Genomic DNA, 26,131 nt, shown 5'->3' on the forward strand with positions numbered 1-26,131 from the left:
GGGGAGACTACGGCTTTCGAAACAACTCACGACTAACCAATGGACGCCCACCCAAGTGAACGGCCAACGCCTGACGCATCAAGCGCTTGGCGGCGGACAGCGCACCGGGCGCGGACCAGTCGGCATCGGCCATGGCCAGCAGTTCGGTACCGTTGAACAGGCCTGGTTGCAACAAGTAAACCCGCTCCAGACCCGCATCCACCTGCAAGCGGTAGAGACCGTCCGGCGCAATGGGGTCGCCATGGATGTCGGTATTCAGCGCGAAGCCATAACCGAGATCATCGAGCAGTCGCCATTCGAAGGAGCGCAGCAATGGTTCCAGTGGTCGACCTTCGGCCAGGGCAAGCAAGGTCGCGGCGTAGTGATCGAAAACCGCGGGATGAGGATCTTCGGCGGGCAGCAAGCGGATCAGCAATTCGTTGAGGTAGAGACCACTGAACAGCGCTTCGCCATTGAGCCAGGTGGAAACGCCGGCGCTTTCCATGCGGCCGACATTCTTCAGTTCGCCCCGGCCACGGAACTCGACTTCCAGCGGCACGAACGGCCGCGCCAACGTCCCGGCCTTGCCCCGCGCACTGCGCAACACCGCCCGCAGCCGACCTTGCGGCGTGAGGAAATCCACCAGCGCACTGCTTTCGCGGTAGGCGCGGGAATGGAGCACGTAGGCGGGTTGGCCGATGGGCGGGCTGGATGACATCAGTTTCCGAATCTCTGGAGATCCACTGTGGCGAGGGAGCTTGTCGGAACGCCGCACCGTCCCGCTGGACTGCGAAGCGGCCCCAAAACCATGCACCTCAGTGTTTCAGGTAAAACCGCGATGCCAGGATTTACGACTGCTTCGCCCGGGCGCGGATCGGCCGAACGGGAGCAAGCTCCCTCGCCACAAAAGCTCGCTCCTACAATTGAATCGATGTGCTGCTGGACGATTTACAGGTCGCCGTAACCCAGCGAACGCAAGGCGCGCTCGTCGTCAGACCAGCCACCTTTCACCTTGACCCACAGATTGAGCATGATCTTGGAGTCGAACAGCAGCTCCATGTCCTTGCGCGCTTCGGTGCCGATGCGCTTGATGCGCTCGCCCTTGTCGCCAATGATGATTTTCTTCTGACCGTCACGTTCAACGAGGATCAAAGCGTGAATGTGCAGGGTTTTGCCCTGCTGCTTGAACTCTTCGATTTCCACGGTGATCTGGTACGGCAGCTCGGCGCCCATCTGACGCATGATTTTTTCGCGTACCAGTTCCGCCGCAAGGAAGCGGCTGCTGCGGTCGGTGATCTGATCTTCCGGGAAGAAGTGATCGTTTTCCGGCAGGTGCTCGGCGATCACTCGCTCCAGCGTGTCAAGGTTGTGCCCGTGCTGGGCCGAGATCGGCATGATCTGCGCGTTCGGCAGCTGTTCCTGCAACCAGGTCAGGTGCGGCATCAGCTCGGATTTGTCTTCGATGCGGTCGGTCTTGTTCAGCGCCACGATCAGCGGACCGGTCACGTACTGAACGCGCTCGAGGACCATCTGGTCTTCGTCGGTCCACTTGGTACGGTCAACCACGAAGATCACCACGTCGACGTCTTTCAACGCCGCCGAAGCGGTCTTGTTCATGTAACGGTTCAGGGCCTTTTCGCCGCCCTTGTGCATACCCGGGGTGTCGACGTAGATCGCCTGAACGTCGCCTTCGGTCTTGATGCCCAGCATGTTGTGGCGGGTGGTCTGCGGCTTGCGTGAGGTGATCGCCAGTTTCTGACCCAGAATGTGGTTCAGCAGCGTGGACTTGCCCACGTTGGGACGGCCGACGATGGCAACATAGCCACAGCGAGTTGCGATTGAATCAGTCATTGCCATTCTCCACACCCAGGGCAATCAGTGCTGCGGCGGCCGCTACCTGTTCGGCAATACGACGACTCACACCCTGACCTCGGCTTTTTTCATTCAGTAAGATGATTTCACATTCGACGAAGAACGTCCGGCAATGCGGCTCACCCTGGATATCCACCACTTCGTAACGCGGCAGCTCACAACCACGGGACTGCAGGAATTCCTGCAGGCGGGTTTTCGGATCTTTGTTGGTGTCGACCAGCGTCAGGCCTTCGAACTCTCCAGCCAGCCAGGCCAGCACGCGTTCGCGCGCCACCTCCATGCCGGCGTCCAGGTAGATCGCACCGATCAGCGCTTCGAGGGCATCGGCCAGAATCGACTCGCGACGGAAACCGCCGCTTTTCAATTCACCGGAGCCCAGGCGCAGGTATTCGCCCAAGTCGAAACCACGGGCCAGTACGGCCAGAGTCTCACCTTTCACCAAGCGTGCGCGCAAACGCGACAACTGGCCTTCACGGGCCAGCGGGAAGCGATCGAACAGCGCCTCGCCGGCGACGAAATTGAGGATGGCATCGCCGAGGAATTCCAGGCGTTCGTTGTTGCGCCCGGCAAAACTGCGGTGAGTCAGGGCCAGGACCATCAGTTCCTGATCCTTGAAGGTGTAACCGAGCTGACGCTCGAGACGGCTTAAGGAGACGCTCACGGTTTACCCACGCTGAGTTCGTGGTTGGATTCCACCGCCAGGGCCTTGATGCGGCGCAGGCTTGGGACAATTAACGCTGTGTTCAAAAATAACGTCCTGAATATCGTTGTTTTCATGCTCCTGTCGCCGATTGTGCCGACTCCAGAAATGCATTCGGCGCTGTGTTCAACAGCGCCGTGTGTGATTACTTGATCAGACCAACCCGCGAGAAATTCGGCAGGTGACCGAGTTTGGGTTCCGGCCAGCTCATCCAGACTGCGAAGGCCTTGCCGACGATATTCTTGTCGGGAACCATGCCCAGCAGATCCTTGGGAATGCTCGGATCATCCCAGTAGCGACTGTCGTTCGAGTTGTCGCGGTTGTCGCCCATCATGAAGTAGTGCCCGGCCGGCACGGTCCACGAATGGTCCGGCGTTGCGCGGTAGCGGCTCATTTCCTTGCGGATCAGGTGCTCGGCGGCGCCAAGTTTTTCCTTGTAGAGCTCGGCGCTACCCAACGTGCCCGGCTCGGAGCCGACCAGTTGTTCGGCAATCGACTCACCGTTGACGAACAGGCGCTTGTCGGCGGTGTAGCGAATCTGATCGCCCGGCAGGCCCACTACACGCTTGATGTAGTTGACGTTCGGGTCGCTCGGGTAGCGGAACACCATCACATCGCCGCGCTGCGGATCACCGACTTCGATGACTTTCTTGTCGATCACCGGCAAGCGGATCCCGTAAGAAAACTTGTTCACCAGAATGAAGTCACCGACATCCAGGGTTGGTTTCATCGAGCCGGAAGGAATCTGGAACGGTTCCACCAGGAACGAACGCAGCACCAGCACGATGAACAACACCGGGAAGAACGACTTGCCGTATTCGACCAGCAGCGGCTCTTTGTTCAGTTTCTCGATCACTACCATGTCAGCCTGGCTGACGCTCCCCTGATAGGAGTTGATGGCAGCCCGGCGCCGTGGCGCCAGGAACAGCAGATCGAGCAACGCCAACAGGCCGCAGACGAACACGGCGATGACCAGCAACAGCGGGAAATTTAGTGACATAGGACCTAACTATCCAACCTGAGCACGGCAAGGAAGGCTTCTTGTGGAATTTCCACGTTACCGACCTGCTTCATGCGTTTTTTACCGGCCTTTTGCTTTTCCAGCAGCTTTTTCTTACGGCTGACGTCACCACCGTAGCATTTGGCCAATACGTTCTTTCTGAGTGCCTTGACGGTTGTACGCGCCACAATCTGACCGCCAATGGCGGCCTGGATTGCCACGTCGAACATCTGCCGCGGAATCAGGTCTTTCATCTTCTCGGTCAACTGGCGACCTTTGTAGTGCGAGTTGTCACGGTGCACGATCAGCGCCAGAGCGTCGACCTTGTCGCCGTTGATCAGCACGTCCAGTTTCACCAGGCTGGCCGATTGGTAACGATCGAAATGGTAGTCCAGAGAAGCATAGCCGCGACTGGTGGATTTCAAACGATCAAAGAAGTCCAGCACCACTTCGTTCATCGGCAGGTCGTAGGTCACTTGTACCTGGGAGCCGAGGAACAGCATATCGACCTGTACGCCACGTTTTTCGATACACAGGGTAATGACGTTACCCAAGTGCTCTTGCGGCACAAGAATATTGGCGCGCACGATTGGCTCGCGCATGTCTTCGATGGCAGACAGGTCTGGCAGCTTGGACGGGTTATCGACGTAGATCGTCTCGCCGGTCTTGAGCAGCAGCTCGAAGATTACCGTCGGCGCCGTGGTAATCAGGTCCAGGTTGTATTCGCGCTCCAGGCGCTCCTGGATGATTTCCATGTGCAGCATGCCGAGGAAGCCGCAACGGAAGCCGAAGCCCAGTGCGTCTGAGCTTTCCGGTGTGTATTGCAGCGACGAATCGTTGAGGGTGAGCTTTTGCAGCGCCTCGCGGAAGTCTTCGAAGTCGTCGGAGCTGACCGGGAACAGGCCGGCGTACACCTGAGGCTGAATGCGTTTGAAACCTGGCAGCACATCGACGTCCGGCGTCGAGCTCAAGGTCAGGGTATCGCCCACTGGCGCACCGTGAATGTCCTTGATGCTGGCGATGATGAAGCCTACTTCACCGGCCTTCAGGTCGACGGTAGGGGTGTGCTTCGGGTTGAATACACCGACGCTGTCCACCAGGTGGATCTTGCCGGTGGACTTGACCAGAATCTTGTCGCCCTTCTTCACCCGACCGTGGCGCACACGAACCAGGGAAACAACGCCCAGGTAGTTGTCGAACCAGGAGTCGATGATCAACGCTTGCAACGGATCTTCGATGTTGCCGGTCGGCGCGGGAATGGTGTGAACCAGACGCTCGAGCACCTCATCGACGCCCAGGCCGGTCTTGGCACTGCACTCGACCGCGTCGGTGGCATCGATGCCGATGATTTTTTCGATTTCTTCCTTGACGCGCTCCGGATCGGCCTGTGGCAGGTCGATCTTGTTCAGCACCGGCATGACTTCCAGGCCCTGCTCGATCGCCGTGTAGCAGTTGGCAACCGACTGCGCCTCGACGCCCTGACCGGCATCGACCACCAGCAACGCCCCTTCACAAGCCGCCAGCGACCGGCTGACTTCATAGGTGAAGTCGACGTGGCCCGGGGTATCAATGAAGTTCAGCTGGTAGTTAATGCCATCGCGGGCTTTGTAATACAGGGTGACGCTGTGGGCCTTGATGGTGATCCCGCGTTCACGTTCCAGGTCCATGGAATCCAGCACCTGGGCTTCCATTTCGCGCTCGGCAAGGCCGCCGCACATCTGGATGAAGCGATCGGCCAGCGTCGACTTGCCATGGTCAATGTGGGCGATGATGGAGAAATTGCGGATATGACTCAAATCACTCACGGATCAACACTCAAAAAGGCTGCAGGCATAGCCCGCCGAAAAATAGCCGGGAATTGTACCTGATCCACGGCGCAAGCGTCACGTTTGCAGGTCAGACGGCGCCTACAAAAACGCCCCGGTCTTGCGACAGGGGCGTTTTTGGCGACTTTTGTAGGAGCCGGCTTGCTGGCGATGGGGACGCCGCGGTGGGTCTGGATGACCGCAGCGATGCAATCGCCAGTAAGCCGGCTCCTACAATCAACCGGCCCGGCGAAGCAACCAGACCCCGGCCAGGGCGCAGACACCGGCCGGCACCAGCACCGCAAACAGCGGCGAGAAACCGAACACCAGGCTCGAAGGCCCGAGCAAATCCTGGACGATACGGAAAGTGAAGCCCACCAGTACGCCAGTGAAAACCCGCTGACCAAGGGTCACCGACCGCAGCGGACCGAAGATGAAGGAAATCGCCATCAACACCAATGCAGCGGTCACCAGCGGCTGCAACACCTTGACCCAAAACGCCAGCCAGTAACGACCGTTGCTCAGGCCCTGGTCAGCCAGATAGTGGATGTAATTCCACAGACCGCTGATCGATAACGACTCGGGAGCCATCACCACGGTACTCAGCAGTTGCGGGCTCAGGGCGATTTCCCAGCGTTCCACAGGGGCAGTAACCACTTCGGTACTTTTGTCATGGAACAGCGTGGTCGTGACATCGGTCAGTTGCCAGTGATCGGTATCGAATTCCGCACGTTTGGCGAAGCTCGAAGACAGCATGTGGCGTTGATCGTCAAAACGATAACGGGTCACGCCGTACAACAGACCGTTGGGTTGCACGGAGTTGACGTGAATGAACTCATCACCCTGACGGTGCCACAAACCGTGCTTGGCGCTTTGCGCATCGCCACTGCCCTGGGCCAGCGAGCGGTTGGCTTGAGCGGTGATTTCCGTGGCCGGCGCGACGTACTCGCCAATCACCAGCCCTACCACCATCAGGATCAGCATCGGCTTCATCACGGCCCAGACGATCCGACCAATGGACACACCGGCGGCACGCATGATGGTCAGCTCGCTGTGACTGGCCAGACTGCCGAGACCAATCAGGCAACCGATCAGCGCTGCCATCGGTAACATGTCGTACAGGCGGCGCGGCGCGGTCAGCAACACGTAACTCAGGACATCCATCAGCGTGTAGGTATCGCTGACTTCGCTCATCTCATCGATGAAGGCGAACAGCGTTGCCAAGCCCAGAATGATCCCCAGCACCGCCAGGATCGCGATGAACACGCTGCTACCAATATAGCGATCGAGCTTATCCACGGGCCACCTCCAGCGCGCTGCGGCGACTCGCCATCTTCAAGTTCAGCGACTCCCAGTACAGCAAGCCCAGACCGATGGCCAGGAAGATTGCATGCACCCACCACAAACCCAATGCCGGCGGGATCTTGCCCTTTTCAAGGGCGCCGCGAGCGGCAATCAGGATGGTCAGGTAAGCCATATAAAGAAGAATCGCCGGCAGCAGCTTGAGGAAACGGCCCTGGCGCGGATTGACCCGCGACAGCGGCACCGCCATCAGGGTCACGATGAAGACCAGCAACGGCAGGGACAGGCGCCATTGCAGTTCGGTACGCGAGCGGATGTCGTCGCTGCTCAGCAAGGAACTGGTGGTCATCGCATCGCGGTCGGTCACTTCGTCGCTGACGTCCGGCTTGGCCAGCAATACGCCGTACTCGTCGTACTTGATGGCGCGGTAGTCGGCCTGACCCGGATTACCGTCGTAGCGGTAGCCGTTGTCGAGGATCAGGTAACGGTTGCCATCGGGCCTGATTTCCTGATGGCCCTTCTCGGCTACCAGTACGGAAATCCCCCGATCCTTGTTGTCGGAACTGACATTCTTTTGCGAAATGAACACGCCGCCCAGATTGATGCGGTCATCCGACAGTTGCTCGGTGTAGGTCACCCGAGTGCCGTCGCGCAAGGCCTGGAAGCGACCCGGCTCGAGGGTGTCGAACTCGGTCAGTGCATCCTGCTTGTTCAACAGCAGCTGGAACTGGTTGGCACCTTGCGGTGCCAGGCTCAGGCTCAGCCACGCCACGATCAGGGCAACCAGGGTGGCCGGAAAAAGAGTCATGGCGAACAGACGCTGCTGGCTCATGCCAGTAGCAGACAACACGGTCATTTCGCTTTCGAGGTACAGACGACCGTAGGCCAGCAAGATCCCGAGAAACAGCCCCAAAGGCAGAATCAGCTGCAGGAAGCCCGGCAGGCGATAGCCCATGATCAGGAACAGCGAACCTGGATCCAGGAGCCCAGAGGCCGCCTGGGCGAGGTATTTGATGAAGCGTCCGCTCATGATGATGACCAGCAGCACGGCGCTGACGGCGCTCAAGGTCAACAGGACTTCGCGGGATAGATAACGGAAGACAATCAAACCAGACACTCCAGGGTTGTCAGGCTAAGCGGCCAAACAAGCAAACATATCAGCCGGCCCGCAGGGCAGAGCCGCCGAAAAAGATGCGCATTATCCTGTGATTGAGTGCGCCTGTCACTGCGCATGCTCAAGCAAGCACCTGAACCGCTGAAGTTCGCATAACCGAGGGTTGTCAGGCGCAGGCAGCGAGGTTCAAACTGCGGCCTTTGTCGCTGGCAGCACACCGGCGCCTTTCTACTTATAAGCAAGCCTCTGCGCGTCGCGCAGTTTGACCATTAATTCAGGGACCCGGACATGGAACTGGTTGTAAAAAGCGTTAGCCCGGAAACGTTGAAGACCGCCACCCTGGTGGTCTCCGTCCGCGAAGGCCGCAAGCTCGGCACCGTTGCCAAGCAGCTCGACGAACTGAGCGGCGGCGCTATCAGCGCAGTGCTCAAGCGCGGCGACCTGGCCGGCAAAGTCGGCCAAAGCCTGCTGCTGCACAGCCTGCCCAACCTCAAGGCCGAACGCGTGCTGCTGGTGGGCGTGGGCAAGGATGAAGAACTGGGCGATCGGCCGTTCCGCAAAATCATCGCCGGCATCCTCAATACCCTGAAAGGCCTGGGCGGCAGCGATGCAGTGCTGGCCCTGGACGAAGTGGTGATCAAGGGCCGTGACAGCTATGGCAAGACCCGCCTGCTGGCCGAAACCCTGGTGGACGGCGAGTACATCTTCGAACAGTTCAAGAGCCAGAAAGCCGACCCGCGCTCCCTGAAGAAAGTCACCCTGGTGACCATCAAGGCGGCACAGGCTGAAGTCGAACGCGCCGTGGTCCACGCTACCGCGATCGCCAATGGCATGGCCTTCACCCGTGACCTGGGCAACCTGCCGCCGAACATCTGCCACCCGACGTTCCTTGGTGAACAAGCCAAGAACCTGGGCAAAGAGTTCAAAAGCCTGAAGGTCGAAGTCCTCGATGAGAAGAAGATCAAGGACCTGGGCATGGGTTCGTTCTACGCCGTCGGCCAGGGCAGCGCCCAGCCACCGCGCCTGATCGTCATGCAATACAACGGCGGCAAGAAATCCGAGAAGCCGTACGCGCTGGTCGGCAAAGGCATCACCTTTGACACCGGCGGTATCAGCCTCAAGCCGGGTGCCGGCATGGATGAAATGAAGTACGACATGGGTGGCAGCGCCAGTGTATTCGGCACCCTGCGTGCAGTGCTTGAGCTGAAACTGCCGATCAACCTGGTGTGCATCCTGGCCTGCGCCGAGAACATGCCGAGCGGCAACGCTTCGCGTCCGGGCGACATCGTCACCACCATGAGCGGCCAGACAGTTGAAATCCTCAATACCGACGCCGAAGGCCGTCTGGTGCTGTGCGATGCCCTGACCTACTCCGAACGCTTCAAGCCGCAAGCGGTGATCGACATCGCCACCCTGACCGGTGCTTGTGTCGTGGCACTGGGCGCCCACACCTCGGGCCTGCTGGGCAACAACGACGAACTGATCGGCCAGCTGCTGAGCGCCGGCCAAGCCGCCGACGACCGCGCCTGGCAACTGCCGCTGTTCGATGAGTATCAAGAGCAGCTGGACAGCCCGTTCGCCGACATCGCCAACATCGGCGGCCCGAAAGCCGGCACCATCACCGCCGCCTGCTTCCTGTCGCGCTTCACCAAGAACCTGAACTGGGCACACCTGGACATCGCCGGCACAGCCTGGACCAGCGGCGGCAAGGACAAGGGCGCCACTGGCCGTCCGGTTCCCCTGCTGACCCAATACCTGCTGGACCGCGCCAAAGCCTGAAACCGATGACTTGCAGCGGCGTCACTCTCGGGTGACGCCGCTTGCAACTCAGGAACCGCAATGACCAAAGTCGACTTCTATATCCTGCCCAGCGCCGATCCTTCGGCGCGGCTGGATTTCGCCTGCAAGCTCACCGAAAAAGCCTGGCGCATGGGCCACCGCATTTACCTGCATTGCAGCGATGCCGCCCAGCGTGATGCGCTCGATGCGCGGTTGTGGGCGTTCAAGGGCGAAAGCTTCGTGCCCCACGGTCCTGCCGAAAGCGAGCCGGACGGTTTGATTGTGTTGGGTCTTGGCGATGACTGCGGTCAGCATCAGGATCTGCTGGTCAATCTCGACCTGAAAGTCCCGGCCTTTGCCAGACAATTCGCCCGCGTGGCGGAAGTGGTGGTGGAAGACCCGGCGATTCGTGCGGCTGCGCGGGAGAGTTTTCGTTTCTACCGCGAACAGGGCTATCCTCTGCAAGATCACCGTTTACAGCGACTCTGAGCATTCCGATGGACACTCCAAAACCACCGCAAAAGTCCGTGCACCTGCTGGAAGACCTTGAGTCGATCCGCCAACTGCTCGGCGATGACAACCTGCAACCGCCGTTGCTGACCGACGCCGTCATTGAAGGCGACCAGGAACAGATTCCCATGCTGTTCGACACCGTCGGCCATGCGCCCCAGGTCGAACCGCCACCACCCGCCCCGGCCGCCCAGCCGGCTCCTGCCGCCAACAAGGGCCCCGATGCCCTGTTGCACCTGGATAGCGAGCTGCGCGCCGCCGCGCAATTGATCATGCAAGACGTGATCGACGACTTCGCCCCGCACATCGAAACCGAAATCAAACGCCGCCTTGATGCACGGATGGAACGGTTGCTTAGCCAGTACGAGTAACCTTGAGCCGAGCGGGCTTCTGTGGCGAGGGAGCTTGCTCCCGCTCGGCTGCGAAGCAGCCGCAAAACCCGAACACTCGGGTGTACCTGATACACCTGACTTTATGGTGCCGGGGCCCGCTTCGCGCCCCAACGGGAGCAAGCTCCCTCGCCACGGGTCCCTTTCACAATTTGATCTGCGCCCTGTCCGCCCCTGCTCGCCCTACGCCCCGTGCCCCGCTATACTTCCCGGCTTTTCCTGAATAAATGCCAATAGGGTCCCGCCGCGCATGGATAAGACCTACCAGCCGCACGCCATTGAAACTTCCTGGTACAACACCTGGGAGTCCGAGAACTACTTCGCCCCGCAAGGCGAGGGCGAGTCCTACACCATCATGATCCCGCCGCCGAACGTCACCGGCAGCCTGCACATGGGTCACGGCTTCAACAACGCGATCATGGACGCCCTGATCCGTTTCCGCCGTATGCAGGGTCGCAACACCCTGTGGCAGCCAGGCACCGACCACGCCGGTATCGCCACGCAAATGCTGGTGGAGCGTCAACTCGAAGCTCAGGGCCAGAATCGCCACGATCTGGGCCGTGAGAAATTCCTCGAGAAAGTCTGGGAATGGAAGGATCAGTCCGGCGGCAACATCAGCCGTCAGATCCGCCGCCTCGGCTCGTCCGTGGATTGGAGCCGTGAGCGCTTCACCATGGACGACGGCCTCTCGGAGGCGGTGAAAGAAGCCTTCGTGCGCCTGCACGAAGACGGTCTGATCTATCGCGGCAAGCGTCTGGTCAACTGGGACACCAAGCTGCACACGGCGATTTCCGACCTTGAAGTGGAAAACCACGACGAGAAAGGTTTCCTGTGGAACCTGAAGTACCCGCTGGCCGATGGCGCCAAAACCGCTGAAGGCAACGACTACCTGATCGTCGCGACCACGCGTCCGGAAACCATGCTCGGCGACGCCGCCGTGGCCGTTAACCCGAACGATGAACGCTACAAAGCCCTGATCGGCAAATTTGTCGAGCTGCCGCTGGTTGGCCGCCGCATCCCGATCATCGCCGACGATTACTGCGACCCTGAATTCGGCACCGGCTGCGTGAAAATCACCCCGGCCCACGATTTCAACGACTACGAAGTCGGCAAGCGCCACAACCTGCCGCTGCTGAACATCTTCGACAAAAACGCCCATGTGCTGCCTGCGGCCCAGGTGTTCAATCTCGACGGCACACTGAACGAGAGCATCGACGGCAAGATCCCGGCCGAATACGCCGGCCTCGACCGCTTCGAAGCGCGCAAGCAGATCGTGGCAGCGTTCGAAGCCGCCGGCCTGCTGGTCAGCGTCGACGACCACGCCCTGAAAGTGCCTAAAGGCGACCGCTCCGGCACCATCATCGAGCCGTGGCTGACCGACCAGTGGTACGTGTCCACCAAGCCATTGGCCGAGCCGGCCATCGCCGCGGTTGAAGACGGCCGCATTCAGTTCGTGCCAAAGCAGTACGAAAACATGTACTTCTCGTGGATGCGCGATATCCAGGACTGGTGCATCAGCCGTCAGCTGTGGTGGGGCCACCGGATTCCGGCCTGGTACGACGAGTCGGGCAAGGTCTACGTCGGTCGCGACGAAGCCGAAGTGCGTGCCAAGCACAACCTGGGCGCCGACATAGCGCTGCAACAGGACAACGACGTTCTGGATACCTGGTTCAGTTCGGGCCTGTGGACCTTCTCCACCCTTGGCTGGCCGGAGCAGACCGAATTCCTGAAGAAATTCCACTCCACCGACGTGCTGGTGACCGGTTTCGACATCATTTTCTTCTGGGTTGCCCGGATGATCATGCTCACCATGCACCTGGTGAAAAACGAAGACGGCACGCCGCAGGTTCCGTTCAAGACTGTTTATGTGCACGGCCTGGTGCGTGACGGCCAGGGCCAGAAGATGTCCAAGTCCAAGGGCAACGTCCTGGACCCGCTGGACATCATTGACGGTATCGAGCTGGAAGAGCTGGTGCAGAAACGCACCTCCGGCATGATGCAGCCGAAACTGGCGAAGAAGATCGAGAAGCAGACCCGCGACGAGTTCGCCGAAGGCATCGCCAGCTATGGCACCGACGCCCTGCGCTTCACCTTCTGCTCGCTGGCGTCCACCGGTCGTGACATCAAGTTCGACATGGGCCGAGTCGAAGGCTATCGCAACTTCTGCAACAAGATCTGGAACGCCGCGCGCTACGTACTGGACAAGGGCGAAGACTGCGGCCAGAACGGCGAAGCCTACGAGCTCTCGCTGGCGGATCGCTGGATCATCTCGCAGTTGCAACGCACCGAAGTCGAAGTGACCCGTCAACTCGATCAGTTCCGTTTCGACCTGGCGGCACAAGCCTTGTACGAGTTCATCTGGAACCAGTATTGCGACTGGTACCTGGAACTGTCCAAGCCTGTGCTGTGGGACGAAAACGCGCCGGTCGAGCGTCAGCGCGGCACCCGTCGCACCCTGGTTCGGGTGCTGGAAGTCGCTCTGCGCCTGGCTCATCCGTTCATGCCGTTCATCACCGAAGAAATCTGGCAACGCGTCGCACCGCTGGCCGGTATCAAAGGCAAGACGATCATGCTGCAACCGTGGCCAGTGGCTAACGAGGAACGCATCGATCCGGCCGCCGAAGACGACATCGAATGGCTCAAGGGCCTGATGCTCGGCACCCGTAACATCCGCGGTGAAATGAACATCGGTCCAGGCAAGCCGCTGAACCTGTTCCTGAAAAACGTCAGCGCCGAAGATCAGCGTCGACTCACCGAGAACGAAGCTCTGCTGAAGAAGCTGGCGCGTCTGGAATCGATCACTGTTCTGAAGGCAGGCGAAGAAGCTCCACTGTCCGCCACCGCACTGGTTGGCGAGATGGAAGTACTGGTGCCGATGGCCGGCCTGATCGACAAGGACGCCGAACTGGCGCGTCTGGACAAGGAAATCCTGCGTTTGCAGGGCGAAGTTCAGCGCGTCGGCGGCAAGCTGTCCAACGCCGGTTTCGTCGACAAGGCCCCGGCCGAAGTCATCGAGAAGGAACGCGCCAAACTGGCTGAAGCTGAACAGGCTTTGGGCAAGCTGGCGGAGCAACATGCGCGGATTGCCAGTTTGTAACGGCACATCGCAATAAAACAGGGAGGCCCCAGCGGCCTCCCTTTTTTATGCCCGCTACATTCTCCCAAACACCCGCTGCCACAGGGACATGCAGCGATCTTCACAATTGGGTGAGCAGCAGCTGGATGTGGGACAATACCCGCCACTTTTAGCCATACCCGAATCGACCTCGCCCATGACCGCCCCCAGCACACCCAAACCTGCGCGCAAAAAGCCTAAACCCGCGACCCCGGCCAAAGCCGTGGAGCCACGCGAGAAGGCCAGCCTGCACCCGCGCAATCGCCATCAGGGTCGTTACGACTTCCCGGCGCTGATCAAGAGCACGCCGGAACTGGCGAAGTTCGTGATCATCAATCCGTACGGCAAGGAGAGCATCGACTTCGCCAGCCCGGACGCGGTGCGAGTGTTCAACCGGGCGCTGCTCAAGGCGTTCTATGGCATCGCCCATTGGGACATCCCGGCCGACTACCTGTGCCCGCCGGTTCCGGGCCGTGCCGACTACGTGCACTTCCTGGCCGACCTGCTGGCCAGCGTCAACGACGGCGAGATCCCTCGCGGCGCGCCGGTCAAGGTGCTCGATATCGGCATGGGCGCCAACTGCGTCTATCCGCTGATCGGCTACAGCGACTACCGTTGGCACTTCCTCGGCTCGGAAATCGACCCGATAGCCGTAGCCTCAGCCAAAGCCATCGTGCAGTCCAACGGGCTGAACAAAGCCATCCAGCTTCGCCAGCAAACTAATCCCAAGCACATTCTGTTGGGCTTGCTCGAACCTGGCGAACGCTTTGACCTGACGATGTGCAACCCGCCGTTCCACGCCTCGATGGACGAGGCGACCAAGGGTAGCGTGCGTAAATGGCGCGCGCTGGGCCGCGCCGATCCAAAACGCAAACTGCCGGTGCTGAACTTTGGCGGGCAATCGGCCGAACTGTGGTGTGAAGGTGGCGAGGCACGGTTTGTGACGCAACTAATCGCCGAGAGCGCGCACTTTCAACACAAAGTGCTTTGGTTCAGCACCCTGGTCTCGAAAGCCTCGAACCTGCCGGCGATCCAGACGGCGCTGAAAAAGGCCGGCGTATTGGAAAGCCAGGTCGTGGAAATGTCCCAAGGGCAGAAGCAAAGTCGCTTCGTCGCCTGGACCTTCCAGACCAAATCCGAGCAACAGGTCTGGCGCGAGCGCTGGGCCCGCAAAAGCTGAGTAACAACCGAGACAGCGATTGAGCCTGATCAATCGCTGAATCGCAGACACAAAAAAACCGTGCCCGGATTGCTCCGGAGCACGGTTTTTTTAACAAGTCTTACTTGTTGACAGCGTCGGTCAGGCCTTTGGCCACAACCAGCTTGATCACTTTCTTGGCAGCGATTTCGATGGCAGCGCCAGTCGAAGGGTTGCGGCCGGTACGGGCAGGACGCTCAGTCACTTTCAGCTTGCCGATACCTGGCAGAGTGATTTCGCCGCCGTTTTCCAGCTGATCGGCAACGATTTGGCCCAGTTGGTCCAGAGCGTTACGCGCGGTGGTTTTTGGCGCGTCGATAGCTTCAGCGATGTCGGCGATCAGTTGGTCTTTAGTAAGAGCCATTGTAGTGTTCCTTCCCTATCAAATTCATATGGATTGCAGAGTGCAGTGTCAGCCATCGAGCCCGATCTTCTGGATCTGGCACCCTCGGCCATAACCACGACGAGTCGGGGTTATAGATACCGAAATCAGGGTTTGGTTCGACCTGACAAATGCTGAATGCACGCTTAACGCAGTGACTTCGCGTAAGACCGGGCAAAACTAGCACAGAGACGGGGAAATATCCGCCTCTAGCTACCCATTTGGTCAGCTTTATTGCTCTAAATCGGGAAAAAATCACATCAGGGTCGCCGGAGAGCTTCGAATTGCCCTTCGGACCACGCCAAAACCAGTGGTTGCGGTACACTGGGCGCTTTTTCGGGGGAGCACGCCCTCCTCTCTCCAATCAGCCGAGAAGCCCATGCCGATCCGTCATTGCATCGTCCACCTGATCGACAAAAAACCCGACGGCACACCCGCAGTTCTTCACGCCCGCGACTCTGAACTGGCTGAGTCCGCGGCCATCGAGAACATGCTCGCCGACTTGAACGAAAGCTATAACGCCAAACAGGGCAAAGCCTGGGGGCTGTTCCATCCGGAGTCCGGCGCGTTTCCATTCAGCGGCTGGCTGAAGGAATACCTCGACGGTGGTCGTGATTTCACGGCCTTCAGCCGGGTGGCGGTCGAACATCTGCAAAAGCTGATGGAAGAATCCAACCTCTCGGTCGGTGGCCATGTGCTGTTTGCGCATTACCAGCAAGGCATGACCGATTACCTGGCCATCGCCCTACTGCACCACAGCGAAGGCGTGGCGGTGACCGATCAGCTGGACGTGACCCCTTCGCGACATCTGGACCTTGGCCAGTTGCACCTGGCGGCGCGGATAAACGTCTCCGAGTGGCAGAACAACAAGCAGTCCAAGCAGTACATCTCGTTCATCAAAGGCAAGAACGGCAAAAAGGTTTCGGAGTACTTCCGCGACTTCATCGGCTGCCAGGAAGGCGTCGACGGCCCCGGTGAAACCCGCACTCTGCTCAAGGCGTTCAGTGACTTCGTCGAAAGCGAAGACCTGCCGGAAGAGTCCGCGCGTGAGAAGACCAAGACCCTGGTGGATTACGCCAGCAGCCAGGCCAAAATGGGCGAGCCCATGGGCCTGGAAGAGTTGTCCGAACTGATCGACGAAGATCGCCCGAAAGCCTTCTACGATCACATCCGCAACAAGGACTACGGCCTGTCCCCGGAGATCCCGGCGGACAAGCGCACCCTGAACCAGTTCCGCCGCTTCACCGGCCGCGCCGAAGGCCTGTCGATCAGCTTCGAAGCGCACCTGCTGGGCTCGAAGATCGAATACGACGAAGAAGCCGGCACGTTGATCATCAAAGGCCTGCCGACCCAACTGACCGACCAGCTCAAGCGACGCAACTGATGCTCGGCGGCGTGTTGAAAAAATTCCTGCTGATCCTGCTGGTGGTCGTGGTTTACCAGAACTGGGGCAAGATCGAACGGGTACTTCACCCCTCGCAGGTGGTGTCCGAGCAGACCCAGGCCAAGGCCAACGTCGTGCTCTACGCCACTGACTGGTGCGGCTACTGCAAGCTGACCCGGCGCTTCCTCGATCAGAAAGGCATTCCGTACAAGGAATTCGATATCGAGAAGGATGCCGTGGCGCGCAAAGCCTATGAGGCACTCGGTGGACGCGGGATTCCGATCATCGATGTGAATGGAACGTTGATTCGCGGGTATGACCCGGACCAGGTGCTTGCTGCGTTGAAATAACCATCAGCTTCAAACAATCCTGTGGTGAGGGGGCTTGCTCCCTCGCCACAGATCGTAACCAATCCCATCTTCGGTGATGCCAGGTTACTGCGCTTCGATACGAAACCCGAACCGCGGAAAGTGCACATGCACCACACCGGCCCGCTCGTCTTCACGGCGCAGAATCAACTCTTCGCTGCCGGCAAACATCAACTCACCCGCCACCGGATCAACCCCGTAATCGGTCGCTGCAATCACCACCTGCTGGCCAACCTCGAACCCGTTCGGCTCATCGAACTGCTCATCCGGCAACGGGGCCGGTATGGCATTGCGGGCAATCTCTAGCGCTTGCTCGGCCGTCATCTCGCTGAATGCGCCATGACCAAAACCCATCACGCGGCCAAACCACGCCGAAACGGCCGGATATGCATCCACTAACGGTGACGTCACGTGCGTCGCCTTGAGGAACCACAGCGAGTGAGCCAGGGCAAAGTCGGCAATCGACGGTTCGCCGAACAGGAAGTCCCCCTGCTCACGCTCAAGCTGCTGCTCCAGACGCGCCATGATCGTTGGCCACTGATGCTTTGCCTGCTCGGCCGACAACCGAGTGGCACTGCCACCGCTGAACAAGCCGGAGCGATCGGCCAGAAATGCCTTGATCGCTTCCGGCGACAATTTGCCGAAGCGCACCGCTACCGATTCTGGCTGGAACACCAGACTGACCGCATGCTGGAACACCACCGAATCGGCCCACGCCGCAAAGGTCGCCGTGACCATTTCCTGGCCTTCCGGGAAAAACGCCGGTGAAGCTTTTTCCTGCTCCAGACGACGAGCGATCAACGCGGTGTCGCAATAGACATCAGCACCGATCTGCAACACCGGCGTCTTGCGGTAGCCGCCGGTCAGGGCCGTCAGGTCGGGTTTTGGCATCACCGGCGAGATCATCACAGAGCGCCAGGACACCCCCTTGAAGCCCAGCAGCAAGCGGGCCTTTTCGGCGAAAGGGGACGTCGGGTAATGATGCAGAATCAACTCGGACATGCTCGGCTCCGCCGCTCGGATAAGGAGCCCGCAGCTTAACGCGCAATCGGCAGGCAGCCTACCCATCTGCCTGATGGGCGCCTATCAGTCAGATTGATAAGCCCGCAGCCGCACTCGCCACCAGACATTCCTTGGCGCTTTTCTTGAGTTTCTTGATCAAACGCTCCTGGCGCAGCGCTTCGCCTTTATCGCGGCAGCGCTCGGTATAAACCAGCGCCACGGCCGGGCTCGACAGGAAGAAGCGCGCGCCCTTGCCACTCTGATGGGTGGCGAAGCGACGTACGGGATCGTCGCTGATCCCGCAGTAGAGCGAACCATTGGCCGCGCGAACGAGGTAGACGAACCAGGGTTTGCTGACAGGCACCGACGGTTCGGCGGCAATGACGGAAGATTCGCTCGAGGTGCTCACGTGACGATCAAGGCTTGAAAGAAAACAAGCCGCGATCTTATCAGCGACTGGCCTGGAATGCCTTCAGGCCCTTCAAGGCCTGAGCACGCACGGCGTTTCTCACCACCGGCGTCCAGCCCAGCAACAGCCCTTTGAAACCCAGCGCCTGACGCGACCAGCGCCACAGATCAAAACTGTCGTGGTGCTCGCAGATCTTGCCGTCGCGAAACACGAAACGCGCCTGAATGTCGTTGACCACGATATTGCCGGTCTGACTGAACAGGTACGTCGCCACCCAATGGGCGCCGCCAGTGCGCTCATCGCTGCGCACGTTATCGAAGGTCAGGGAGAAGTCCTTGGCGCGGGTGGTGAGCATGCGCCACATATCGCCGGCATCGCGCCCGCGCAGCTCGCCGAACGCCGGATCACTGAACACCACGTCGTCGGTATAGCAGGCGCTCATCGCCTCGGCATCCAGCCGCTGAAAGGCTTGGTAGAACCGGGTGATCAAGGCGTCGTGGGCGTCACTCATGGGCAGGCTCCGGAAAATAGGCAGATTGCCAGCACGATAATCTGCAAACAGACGAAACACCATCAGCATTCGTACCCCGAATACCGACAGTGTGTGCGAATCAGATCTTTTCGCTTTCGACCTGCACGTACAGCGAACGCCCGGCACCTAGGCCGGCGATGATCGCGCCGAGACCAATGACACCGAAGATCCAGCCCAGAGCGCTCCAGCCGCCAGTCCAGTCATGCACCACACCGACCGCGAACGGCCCCATGGATGCCAGGGTGTAGCCGAAACCCTGGGCCATGCTCGACAGGTTGGCGGCGACATGGGCATCCCTCGAGCGCAGCACGATCAGGGTCAATGCCAGGCTGAACGTAGCACCCTGCCCCAGTCCCAGCAGGATTGCCCAGCCCCACAGACCTTCGATCGGCGCATACAGGCAACCGAACAAGCCGCCGAGGGTCATTGCCATGACGATCACGATCGCCAGCCGCTGATCCTTGCCACGGGTCGCCAGCCACGGTGCGGCCAGCGAGCTGATCAACTGGACAATCACCGAACCCGACAGCACCAGACCGGCCTGGGTTGGCGTCAGACCGCGACCGATCAGAATCGACGGCAGCCAACCGAATACGATGTAAGCCAGAGACGATTGCAGGCCCATGTACAAGGTCACTTGCCAGGCCAGCGGATCGCGCAACAGGCCTCGGACCCGATAGGCAACGTTATGTGCGCCGTGTTTCTGACCGACTTGCGGCAGCCAGAACATCGCCGCGACCAAGGCCGGAACCACCCAGAAGCCAAGGCCCAGCGCCCAACTCTTATCGAAATGTTCGCTCAACGGCACGGTCGCGCCCGCCGCCATGGCCGCGCCCAGGCACAGGGCCATGGTGTAGACGCCGGTCATGGTGCCGGCCTGTTTCGGGAAGTCGCGCTTGACGATGCCGGGCAGCAGCACGCCGATCACCCCGATGCTGGCGCCAGCCAGCACGCTGCCGGCGAACAGGCCGACCTCGCCGAACGAGCTGCGCAAAATGATCCCGCCGGCCAGCATCAGGAGAATCCCCAGCACCACCCGCTCGGCACCAAAACGTCGCGCAAGCACCGGCGCCAACGGCGCGAACAGACCGAGGCAAAGCACCGGCAAGGTGGTCAGCAAACCGGCCTGGGCAGCCGATAGCCCCAGTGTTTTCGAGACCTCGCTGAGCATCGGCGCCATGCTCGACAGCGCCGGACGCAAGTTCAGCGCCACCAGAATCAGCCCTAGCAGCAACAGCCACGGGCGCCGCAGGAGCGGGTGACTTCGCTGAACCTCTGCATCATCGGCCTCGGCGTCGATCAACAGCTCTTCGAGCTCCGCCGTCCGCTTGAGCTCGGTGATGCGGCTGTGGCTCGCCTGCTGACTGGGCATCGGATTCTCGGTTTCAAGGTTCATTGATCAATTGCCTCATCAGGGCTTTGGCCCGTTCCGGGTCGCGTTGTTCGACGGCATCGAGCAGCTCGATATGCAGGTCGAACACCGCTTGGCGTCGGGGGGTGACGTTCAGGGTCTGACGCAACTGCGCGCCCACGACGCTGGAGAAGTAGCGATACAGCTCGCTGAGGGTCGGGTTGTGCGCCGCGTCCACCAGACGACGGTGGAACACCAGGTCACAGGCGATGTAGGTGTCGAGATCGCCGTGGTAGTGACTGCCGCTGACGCCCAGCGCCTCGCGCAACGCCACCAGGTCTTCATCGGTGCGGCGTAACGCAGCCAGACCGATGGCTTCGACTTCCAGAATGTGCCGGGTTTCCCGAGCCTGTTCCTGAGAGCAGCGGGACAGCGCCTTCATCGTATCCAATGGATCGACTACCGCCCGCAGGTAGCTGCCGTCGCCCTGGCGGATCTCGATCAACCCGGAAAACGCCAACACGCGCATGGCTTCGCGCACGGTGTTGCGACTGATGCCCAGCTCCGTCGCCAATTCCGGCTCGGTGGGCAAGCGCTGGCCGACCGTCCAGACACCTTGATTAATGCGCAGGCGCAACTGGTCCAGGGCCTGATCGACCAGAGATCGTTTAATTAATGGAGAAATATCTGACATAAGATTCGCCCTTTCATCCAATCATAGGATGAATTTTCTGACATGTTAGTCAGCTTCGTCCGACAAGGCAACGGGCTCACGCAAACCCTGTAGGAGCCGGCTTGCTGGCGATGGCGATCGTACCGACACATTCAGAACTGAACTTTGGCAATGCCCCTCACTATTGCGTACTAGCCTTCTGTTTCTCTCAAAACACAGGAGGGCAATGGAATGCCCGATCTTCCCCATGCCAATCGCTTACGCGCCGGACGTTATTCCCAAACCGGCCAAATCTACCTGCTGACAGCTGTCACCTGGAATCGCACCCCGTTTTTTACTGACTGGCGGGCATGACGTCTGGTGGTAGACCACTTTCGTCAGGCGCAGACAGAAGAATGGGTCGATTCCCTCGCCTGGGTGGTGATGCCCGACCATTTTCATTGGCTGGTCGAACTGAAGAACAACTCGTTGTCGGCGTTGGTGCTGGCAACCAAATCGCGCAGCGCGCGGGCGGTAAACGCGCGACTGGAGCGCAGAGGGATGGTATGGCAGAGAGGTTTCCATGATCGCGCGATTCGCCGTGAAGCGGATCTGCAAGCAGTCGCCCGATACATCGTTGCCAATCCATTGCGTGCGGGGCTTGTCACACGTGTGCACGATTACCCATTGTGGGATGCCAAATGGCTATAGCCGGGATACTCGGTGGCGTCTGGTATGCCGCCATCGCCAGCAAGCCGGCTCCTACAGGGTTCGCGGTCAGCAGGTGGAGCGTTTCATTGGAGCAAAAAAAACCCGGAACAGAGTCCGGGTTTATTTCACTGCCAAGCGTCTATCAATGCAGGATCTGGCTCAGGAACAACTTCGTCCGCTCGTTCTGCGGGTTGTCGAAGAAGTCGTTCGGCGCGGCCTGTTCGACGATTTCACCCTTGTCCATGAAGATCACGCGGTTGGCCACGGTACGGGCGAAGCCCATTTCGTGGGTCACGCAGAGCATGGTCATGCCGTCTTCGGCCAGGCCGATCATGGTGTCCAGAACCTCTTTCACCATCTCCGGGTCGAGTGCCGACGTCGGCTCGTCGAACAGCATGATTTTCGGTTTCATGCACAGGGCACGGGCAATCGCCACGCGCTGTTGCTGACCACCGGACAGTTGCCCCGGGTATTTATGCGCCTGCTCTGGAATGCGTACGCGTTCCAGGTAATGCATGGCGATTTCTTCGGCCTTGCGCTTGGGCATCTTGCGTACCCACATCGGCGCCAGGGTGCAGTTCTGCAGAATGGTCAAGTGCGGGAACAGGTTGAAGTGCTGGAACACCATGCCGACTTCACGACGGATCGCTTCGATCTGCTTGAGGTCGTTGGTCAGTTCCACGCCATCGACCACGATACGGCCCTGCTGGTGTTCTTCCAGGCGATTGAGGCAACGGATGGTGGTGGATTTGCCGGAACCCGACGGGCCGCACAGCACGATACGCTCGCCCTGCTTGACGTTCAGATTGATGTCTTTCAACACGTGGAACTGGCCGTACCACTTGTTTACGCCCTGCATCTGAATAATGCCTTGAGGACTCACAGGCTGTTTGATCGCTTCACTCATAAACTACGCTCCTAACGCTTGTGGCCAGTGTCCAGCTTGCGTTCCAAATGCATGGAATAGCGGGACATACCAAAACAGAAAATCCAGAACACCAGGGCCGCGAACACATAGCCTTCAGTGGCCATGCCCAACCATTTCGGGTCGGCGGCGGCTTGCTTGACGCTGTTGAGCAAGTCGAACAGGCCGATGATGATCACCAGGCTCGTGTCCTTGAACAGCGCAATGAAAGTGTTGACGATGCCAGGGATTACCAGCTTCAGGGCTTGCGGCAAAATCACCAGGCCCATACTGCGCCAGTAACCGAGGCCCATTGCCGCAGCCGCTTCGTACTGACCTTTAGGGATCGCTTGCAGACCGCCACGCACCACCTCGGCGATGTAGGCCGACTGGAACAGGATCACGCCGATCAACGCCCGCAGCAATTTGTCGAAGTTCATGCCTTCGGGCAGGAACAACGGCAACATCACCGACGACATGAACAGCACCGTGATCAACGGCACACCGCGCCAGAACTCGATGAAGGTCACGCAGACCACCCGAATCGCCGGCATGTTCGAACGACGGCCCAGGGCCAGCACGATACCCAGCGGCAGTGCGCCGACGATACCGACGGTAGCGATCACCAGGGTCAGCATCAGGCCGCCCCACTGGCTGGTCGCCACCTGGCTCAGACCGAATACACCACCGTGCAGCAGGAGGTAGGCAATGATCGGATAGAGCACCAGAAAGCTCAGGCCGTAGATTGCCTTGTGCGGAACACGTGCGATGAACAACGGCGCCACGCCGATAACTGCCAGCCACACGGTCAGGTCCACGCGCCAGCGCAAGTCCACCGGGTAGTAGCCATACATGAACTGGCCGAAGCGCTGCTCAATGAACACCCAGCAGGCGCCGGCCTTGGTGCAATCGGCACGGGTGGTGCCGACCCAATTGGCGTCGAGGATCGCCCAGCTCACGAGCGGCGGAACTATCAGGTAAATCAGATAGAACGCGAACAGCGTCAGCAGGGTGTTGATCCAGCTGGAAAACATGTGCGCCCGCATCCACGCCACAACACCGATGCTACTGCTCGGTGGAGGCATGTCGGGTTTGAAAGTATGAGTCGTCATGCGCTCTTCCTTACCGCTCGATCAGCGCAATGCGCTTGTTGTACCAGTTCATCAGCAGGGAAATGCTGATACTGATCGCCAGGTACACGCTCATGGTGATGGCAATGACTTCGATCGCCTGTCCGGTCTGGTTCAGCACCGTACCGGCAAACAACGACACCATCTCCGGATAACCGATACCGGCCGCCAGCGAGGAGTTTTTCGCCAGGTTCAGGTATTGGCTGGTCAGCGGCGGAATGATCACGCGCAGGGCTTGCGGGATGATCACCTTGCGCAGGGTCGGACCGTTGCGCAGCCCCAGCGAGTGAGCCGCTTCGGTCTGGCCGTGGCTGACCGACTTGATCCCCGAACGCACGATTTCGGCGATGAACGCCGCGGTGTACACGGTCAGGGCCAGGGTCAGTGCCAGCAGTTCAGGGATCAGCACCCAGCCGCCTACAAAGTTGAAACCTTGCAGCTGTGGCATTTCCCAATGCAGCGGCGCGCCGAAGATCAATGCGCACAACGCAGGGATCACCAGGAACATCGCCAGGCCTACCCAGAATTTGTGGAACGGTACGCCGGTCTCTTCGAAACGCTTGTTGGCCCAGCGGCACATCAGCACGATCGCGACAATGGCCACGACGATGCTCGCCACAAACGGCCAGAAACCGTTCGCTATCAACGCTGCCGGCATGTTCAGGCCGCGGCTGCTGACGAAGAAGGTGTCGCCGAAGTTATGGCTATTGCGCGGCCCTGGCATGGTGAGAAACACCGCGAAGTACCAGAACAGGATTTGCAGCAGCGGGGGAATGTTACGGAAGACCTCGACATAAACCGTCGCCATCTTGGCAATGATCCAGTTCTTCGAGAGTCGTGCCACACCGACGATGAAACCGAGGATCGTCGCCAGGATCACGCCGATGAACGTCACCAGCAAGGTGTTGAGCAGACCGATGACAAACACCCGGGCATAACTGTCCGATTCGGTGTAGTCGATCAGGTGCTGAGCGATGCCGAAACCGGCGCTGCGCTCAAGAAAGCTAAAACCGGAGGTAATGCCCCGGTGTTGCAGGTTGGTTTGAGTGTTGTCGAACAGGTACCAACCCATCCCGACCACGGCGAGAACCGTAATGATCTGAAACAGCCACGCACGCACTCGCGGATCGCTGAGGCTGAACCTCTGCTTTGGTGCGCCGATTGAATTTTGCATGAAGTGCCCCGGAAATAATGGAACAGAACATCACCCGGTGGTTGGCCCACCGGGCGATAGAACCATCAGCGCACTGGTGGTGCGTATTGAATGCCGCCGTTGGTCCACAGGGCGTTCAAGCCACGATCGATTTCCAGCGGAGTGCCCTTGCCGAGGTTTCTCTCGAAGACTTCGCCGTAGTTACCGACCTGCTTGACGATTTTCACCACCCAGTCTTTCGGCAGCTTCAGATCCTTGCCGTACTCACCGTCGGCGCCCAGCAGACGAGCAACGTCCGGGTTCTTGGTCGACTTGGCTTCTGCCTCGACGTTCTTCGAATAGATACCGGCTTCTTCGGCGTTGAGCATCGCGTAGCCAACCCAACGAACGATTGCCAGCCACTCATCGTCGCCGTTACGCACGACCGGCCCCAAAGGCTCTTTGGAGATGGTTTCAGGCAGAACGATGTAATCTTTCGGCGAGGCCAGTTTGCTGCGCTGTGCATACAACTGGGACTTGTCGGAGGTCAGCACGTCGCAACGACCGGATTCCAGCGACTTGGCGCTTTCATCGGAAGTGTCGAAGGTGATCGGGGTGTACTTCAGGCCGTTGGCGCGGAAGTAGTCGGACACGTTCAGCTCGGTGGTGGTACCGGCTTGAATACAGATGGTCGCGCCATCCAGTTCCTTGGCACTTTTCACGCCCAGCTTGCTGTTGGCCAGGAAGCCTACGCCGTCGTAATAGGTGATGAAGCCAGGAAACTTCAGGCCCATGCCAGCGTCACGGGAGCTGGTCATGGTGGAGTTGCGCGACAGCATGTCGATTTCGCCGGATTGCAGAGCAGTGAAACGCTCCTTGGCATTCAACTGGCTGAATTTGACCTTGGTCGCATCACCAAACACTGCAGCAGCTACAGCGCGGCAGAAGTCAGCATCGATGCCAACGATCTTGCCGGTAGAGTCCGGAACCGAGAAACCCGGCAAACCGTCACTCACACCGCACTGTACAAAACCTTTCTTCTGCACTGCATCCAGGGTTGCACCCGCCTGAGCGAACCCACTGACACCGAGCACTGCAGCTGCAGTCACGACGGCCAGGGTGGATTTCAACATCTTCATTCAAACCTCCAGTTTTGCTCTTGTTGTGTCGGAGCTTGAGCCCTGTCGCACCCTTTTGAGGCGTTGCTGACCCTTGTTGGCTTTTTTTAGGGTCAACCGACGTAAGGACCGTCGCTATGAGTCTAGTAGGAGAAAATCCACATCATGGATAACTCACTTCTCACCAATCGGCCGAACGGGCTGTAGCCCTTTCACGTTCGCGAAGCCCGTAGCGGCCACTGGCGAACATCCATCACCGGATTCTTTGCTATCCCACGACTAGCCATACACTG

The 26,131-nt window shown here is 59.5% G+C and carries 24 protein-coding genes and 1 pseudogene; 8 read left to right on the forward strand and 17 right to left on the reverse strand.

Annotated elements, in window-relative coordinates; genetic code table 11:
* Positions 1-7: 7 nt before the first annotated feature.
* The 7 genes from recO to lptF form a co-directional block, all read right to left on the reverse strand.
* Positions 8-697: a DNA repair protein RecO gene (recO, locus tag FFH90_RS25350; protein ID WP_018927087.1), complete on the reverse strand. Its 690-nt coding sequence runs from the start codon at positions 695-697 to the stop codon at positions 8-10.
* A 230-nt stretch (positions 698-927) separates the two neighbouring features.
* Positions 928-1,830: a GTPase Era gene (gene era, locus FFH90_RS25355; RefSeq protein ID WP_111454305.1), complete on the reverse strand. Its 903-nt coding sequence runs from the start codon at positions 1,828-1,830 to the stop codon at positions 928-930.
* Entirely contained in the window at positions 1,823-2,512 is a 690-nt protein-coding gene (gene rnc, locus FFH90_RS25360) for a ribonuclease III (RefSeq protein WP_018927089.1), read from the reverse strand. Before rnc ends, era begins: the two co-directional genes overlap by 8 nt.
* A 184-nt stretch (positions 2,513-2,696) precedes the next feature.
* Positions 2,697-3,551 carry a signal peptidase I gene (gene lepB / locus FFH90_RS25365; RefSeq protein WP_018927091.1) on the reverse strand — a complete coding sequence of 285 codons (855 nt, stop codon included), beginning with the start codon at positions 3,549-3,551 and terminating at the stop codon, positions 2,697-2,699.
* A gap of 5 nt (positions 3,552-3,556) precedes the next feature.
* Entirely contained in the window at positions 3,557-5,356 is a 1,800-nt protein-coding gene (gene lepA, locus FFH90_RS25370; RefSeq protein WP_018927092.1) for a translation elongation factor 4, read from the reverse strand.
* Between the two features lie 237 nt (positions 5,357-5,593).
* Positions 5,594-6,655: an LPS export ABC transporter permease LptG gene (gene lptG / locus FFH90_RS25375; RefSeq protein WP_018927093.1), complete on the reverse strand. Its 1,062-nt coding sequence runs from the start codon at positions 6,653-6,655 to the stop codon at positions 5,594-5,596.
* Positions 6,648-7,766, reverse strand: a complete 1,119-nt coding sequence (lptF, locus tag FFH90_RS25380; protein WP_111454306.1) for an LPS export ABC transporter permease LptF — start codon at positions 7,764-7,766, stop codon at positions 6,648-6,650. The genes lptG and lptF overlap by 8 nt, the downstream gene beginning before the upstream one ends.
* A 294-nt stretch (positions 7,767-8,060) precedes the next feature.
* Here lptF and FFH90_RS25385 point away from each other — a divergent pair, with 294 nt between their 5' ends.
* The 5 genes from FFH90_RS25385 to rlmF all read left to right on the forward strand — a co-directional run bounded on the left by FFH90_RS25385 (position 8,061) and on the right by rlmF (position 14,745).
* Positions 8,061-9,551: a leucyl aminopeptidase gene (locus FFH90_RS25385; RefSeq protein WP_138866279.1), complete on the forward strand. Its 1,491-nt coding sequence runs from the start codon at positions 8,061-8,063 to the stop codon at positions 9,549-9,551.
* Between the two features lie 60 nt (positions 9,552-9,611).
* Positions 9,612-10,040 (forward strand): DNA polymerase III subunit chi, encoded by a 429-nt coding sequence (locus FFH90_RS25390; RefSeq protein WP_018927096.1) that lies wholly within the window; start codon positions 9,612-9,614, stop codon positions 10,038-10,040.
* Between the two features lie 8 nt (positions 10,041-10,048).
* Complete coding sequence (locus tag FFH90_RS25395) at positions 10,049-10,432, forward strand: hypothetical protein (RefSeq protein ID WP_018927097.1); 384 nt, start codon at positions 10,049-10,051, stop codon at positions 10,430-10,432.
* Between the two features lie 268 nt (positions 10,433-10,700).
* Positions 10,701-13,547 (forward strand): valine--tRNA ligase, encoded by a 2,847-nt coding sequence (locus tag FFH90_RS25405; protein ID WP_138866280.1) that lies wholly within the window; start codon positions 10,701-10,703, stop codon positions 13,545-13,547.
* Between the two features lie 175 nt (positions 13,548-13,722).
* Positions 13,723-14,745 (forward strand): 23S rRNA (adenine(1618)-N(6))-methyltransferase RlmF, encoded by a 1,023-nt coding sequence (rlmF, locus tag FFH90_RS25410; protein ID WP_018927099.1) that lies wholly within the window; start codon positions 13,723-13,725, stop codon positions 14,743-14,745.
* 100 nt (positions 14,746-14,845) lie between these two features.
* Here rlmF and FFH90_RS25415 read toward each other — a convergent pair whose 3' ends face one another.
* Positions 14,846-15,127, reverse strand: a complete 282-nt coding sequence (locus tag FFH90_RS25415) for an HU family DNA-binding protein (RefSeq protein ID WP_007905514.1) — start codon at positions 15,125-15,127, stop codon at positions 14,846-14,848.
* A 397-nt stretch (positions 15,128-15,524) separates the two neighbouring features.
* Here FFH90_RS25415 and yejK point away from each other — a divergent pair, with 397 nt between their 5' ends.
* The gene (gene yejK / locus FFH90_RS25420; protein WP_018927100.1) at positions 15,525-16,529 is read left to right on the forward strand and encodes a nucleoid-associated protein YejK; all 1,005 of its coding nucleotides are present in this window, start codon (positions 15,525-15,527) and stop codon (positions 16,527-16,529) included.
* Entirely contained in the window at positions 16,529-16,879 is a 351-nt protein-coding gene (locus FFH90_RS25425) for a glutaredoxin family protein (RefSeq protein WP_018927101.1), read from the forward strand. Before yejK ends, FFH90_RS25425 begins: the two co-directional genes overlap by 1 nt.
* A gap of 84 nt (positions 16,880-16,963) precedes the next feature.
* On the opposite strand, the gene FFH90_RS25430 is transcribed toward FFH90_RS25425, so the two are convergent.
* From FFH90_RS25430 to FFH90_RS25450, 5 genes are all read right to left on the reverse strand, one after another.
* Positions 16,964-17,899 (reverse strand): glutathione S-transferase family protein, encoded by a 936-nt coding sequence (locus FFH90_RS25430; protein WP_138866281.1) that lies wholly within the window; start codon positions 17,897-17,899, stop codon positions 16,964-16,966.
* An 88-nt stretch (positions 17,900-17,987) separates the two neighbouring features.
* Complete coding sequence (locus FFH90_RS25435) at positions 17,988-18,308, reverse strand: GIY-YIG nuclease family protein (protein ID WP_018927103.1); 321 nt, start codon at positions 18,306-18,308, stop codon at positions 17,988-17,990.
* Between the two features lie 40 nt (positions 18,309-18,348).
* Positions 18,349-18,819, reverse strand: a complete 471-nt coding sequence (locus FFH90_RS25440; protein ID WP_086944862.1) for a nuclear transport factor 2 family protein — start codon at positions 18,817-18,819, stop codon at positions 18,349-18,351.
* A gap of 100 nt (positions 18,820-18,919) precedes the next feature.
* Positions 18,920-20,236: a CynX/NimT family MFS transporter gene (locus FFH90_RS25445; protein WP_138866282.1), complete on the reverse strand. Its 1,317-nt coding sequence runs from the start codon at positions 20,234-20,236 to the stop codon at positions 18,920-18,922.
* Positions 20,226-20,885, reverse strand: coding sequence for a FadR/GntR family transcriptional regulator (locus FFH90_RS25450; RefSeq protein WP_018927106.1), 660 nt, complete (start codon positions 20,883-20,885; stop codon positions 20,226-20,228). The genes FFH90_RS25445 and FFH90_RS25450 overlap by 11 nt, the downstream gene beginning before the upstream one ends.
* A 210-nt stretch (positions 20,886-21,095) precedes the next feature.
* Between FFH90_RS25450 and FFH90_RS25455 the strand changes: the two are divergent.
* Positions 21,096-21,554, forward strand: a pseudogene (locus tag FFH90_RS25455) (transposase).
* Positions 21,555-21,696: 142 nt separating this feature from the next.
* Here the strand turns inward: FFH90_RS25455 and FFH90_RS25460 are convergent.
* The 4 genes from FFH90_RS25460 to FFH90_RS25475 all read right to left on the reverse strand — a co-directional run bounded on the left by FFH90_RS25460 (position 21,697) and on the right by FFH90_RS25475 (position 25,859).
* A complete protein-coding gene (locus FFH90_RS25460; protein WP_007936266.1) occupies positions 21,697-22,461 on the reverse strand; it encodes an amino acid ABC transporter ATP-binding protein in 765 nt (254 codons plus the stop codon).
* A gap of 11 nt (positions 22,462-22,472) precedes the next feature.
* Complete coding sequence (locus FFH90_RS25465) at positions 22,473-23,570, reverse strand: amino acid ABC transporter permease (RefSeq protein WP_018927108.1); 1,098 nt, start codon at positions 23,568-23,570, stop codon at positions 22,473-22,475.
* A 10-nt stretch (positions 23,571-23,580) separates the two neighbouring features.
* Entirely contained in the window at positions 23,581-24,762 is a 1,182-nt protein-coding gene (locus FFH90_RS25470; protein ID WP_018927109.1) for an amino acid ABC transporter permease, read from the reverse strand.
* A 65-nt stretch (positions 24,763-24,827) separates the two neighbouring features.
* The gene (locus FFH90_RS25475; RefSeq protein WP_138866283.1) at positions 24,828-25,859 is read right to left on the reverse strand and encodes an amino acid ABC transporter substrate-binding protein; all 1,032 of its coding nucleotides are present in this window, start codon (positions 25,857-25,859) and stop codon (positions 24,828-24,830) included.
* Positions 25,860-26,131 lie beyond the last annotated feature (272 nt).

Origin of the sequence: Pseudomonas sp. ATCC 43928, assembly GCF_005938665.2 — a bacterium.
Lineage (GTDB): Bacteria > Pseudomonadota > Gammaproteobacteria > Pseudomonadales > Pseudomonadaceae > Aquipseudomonas.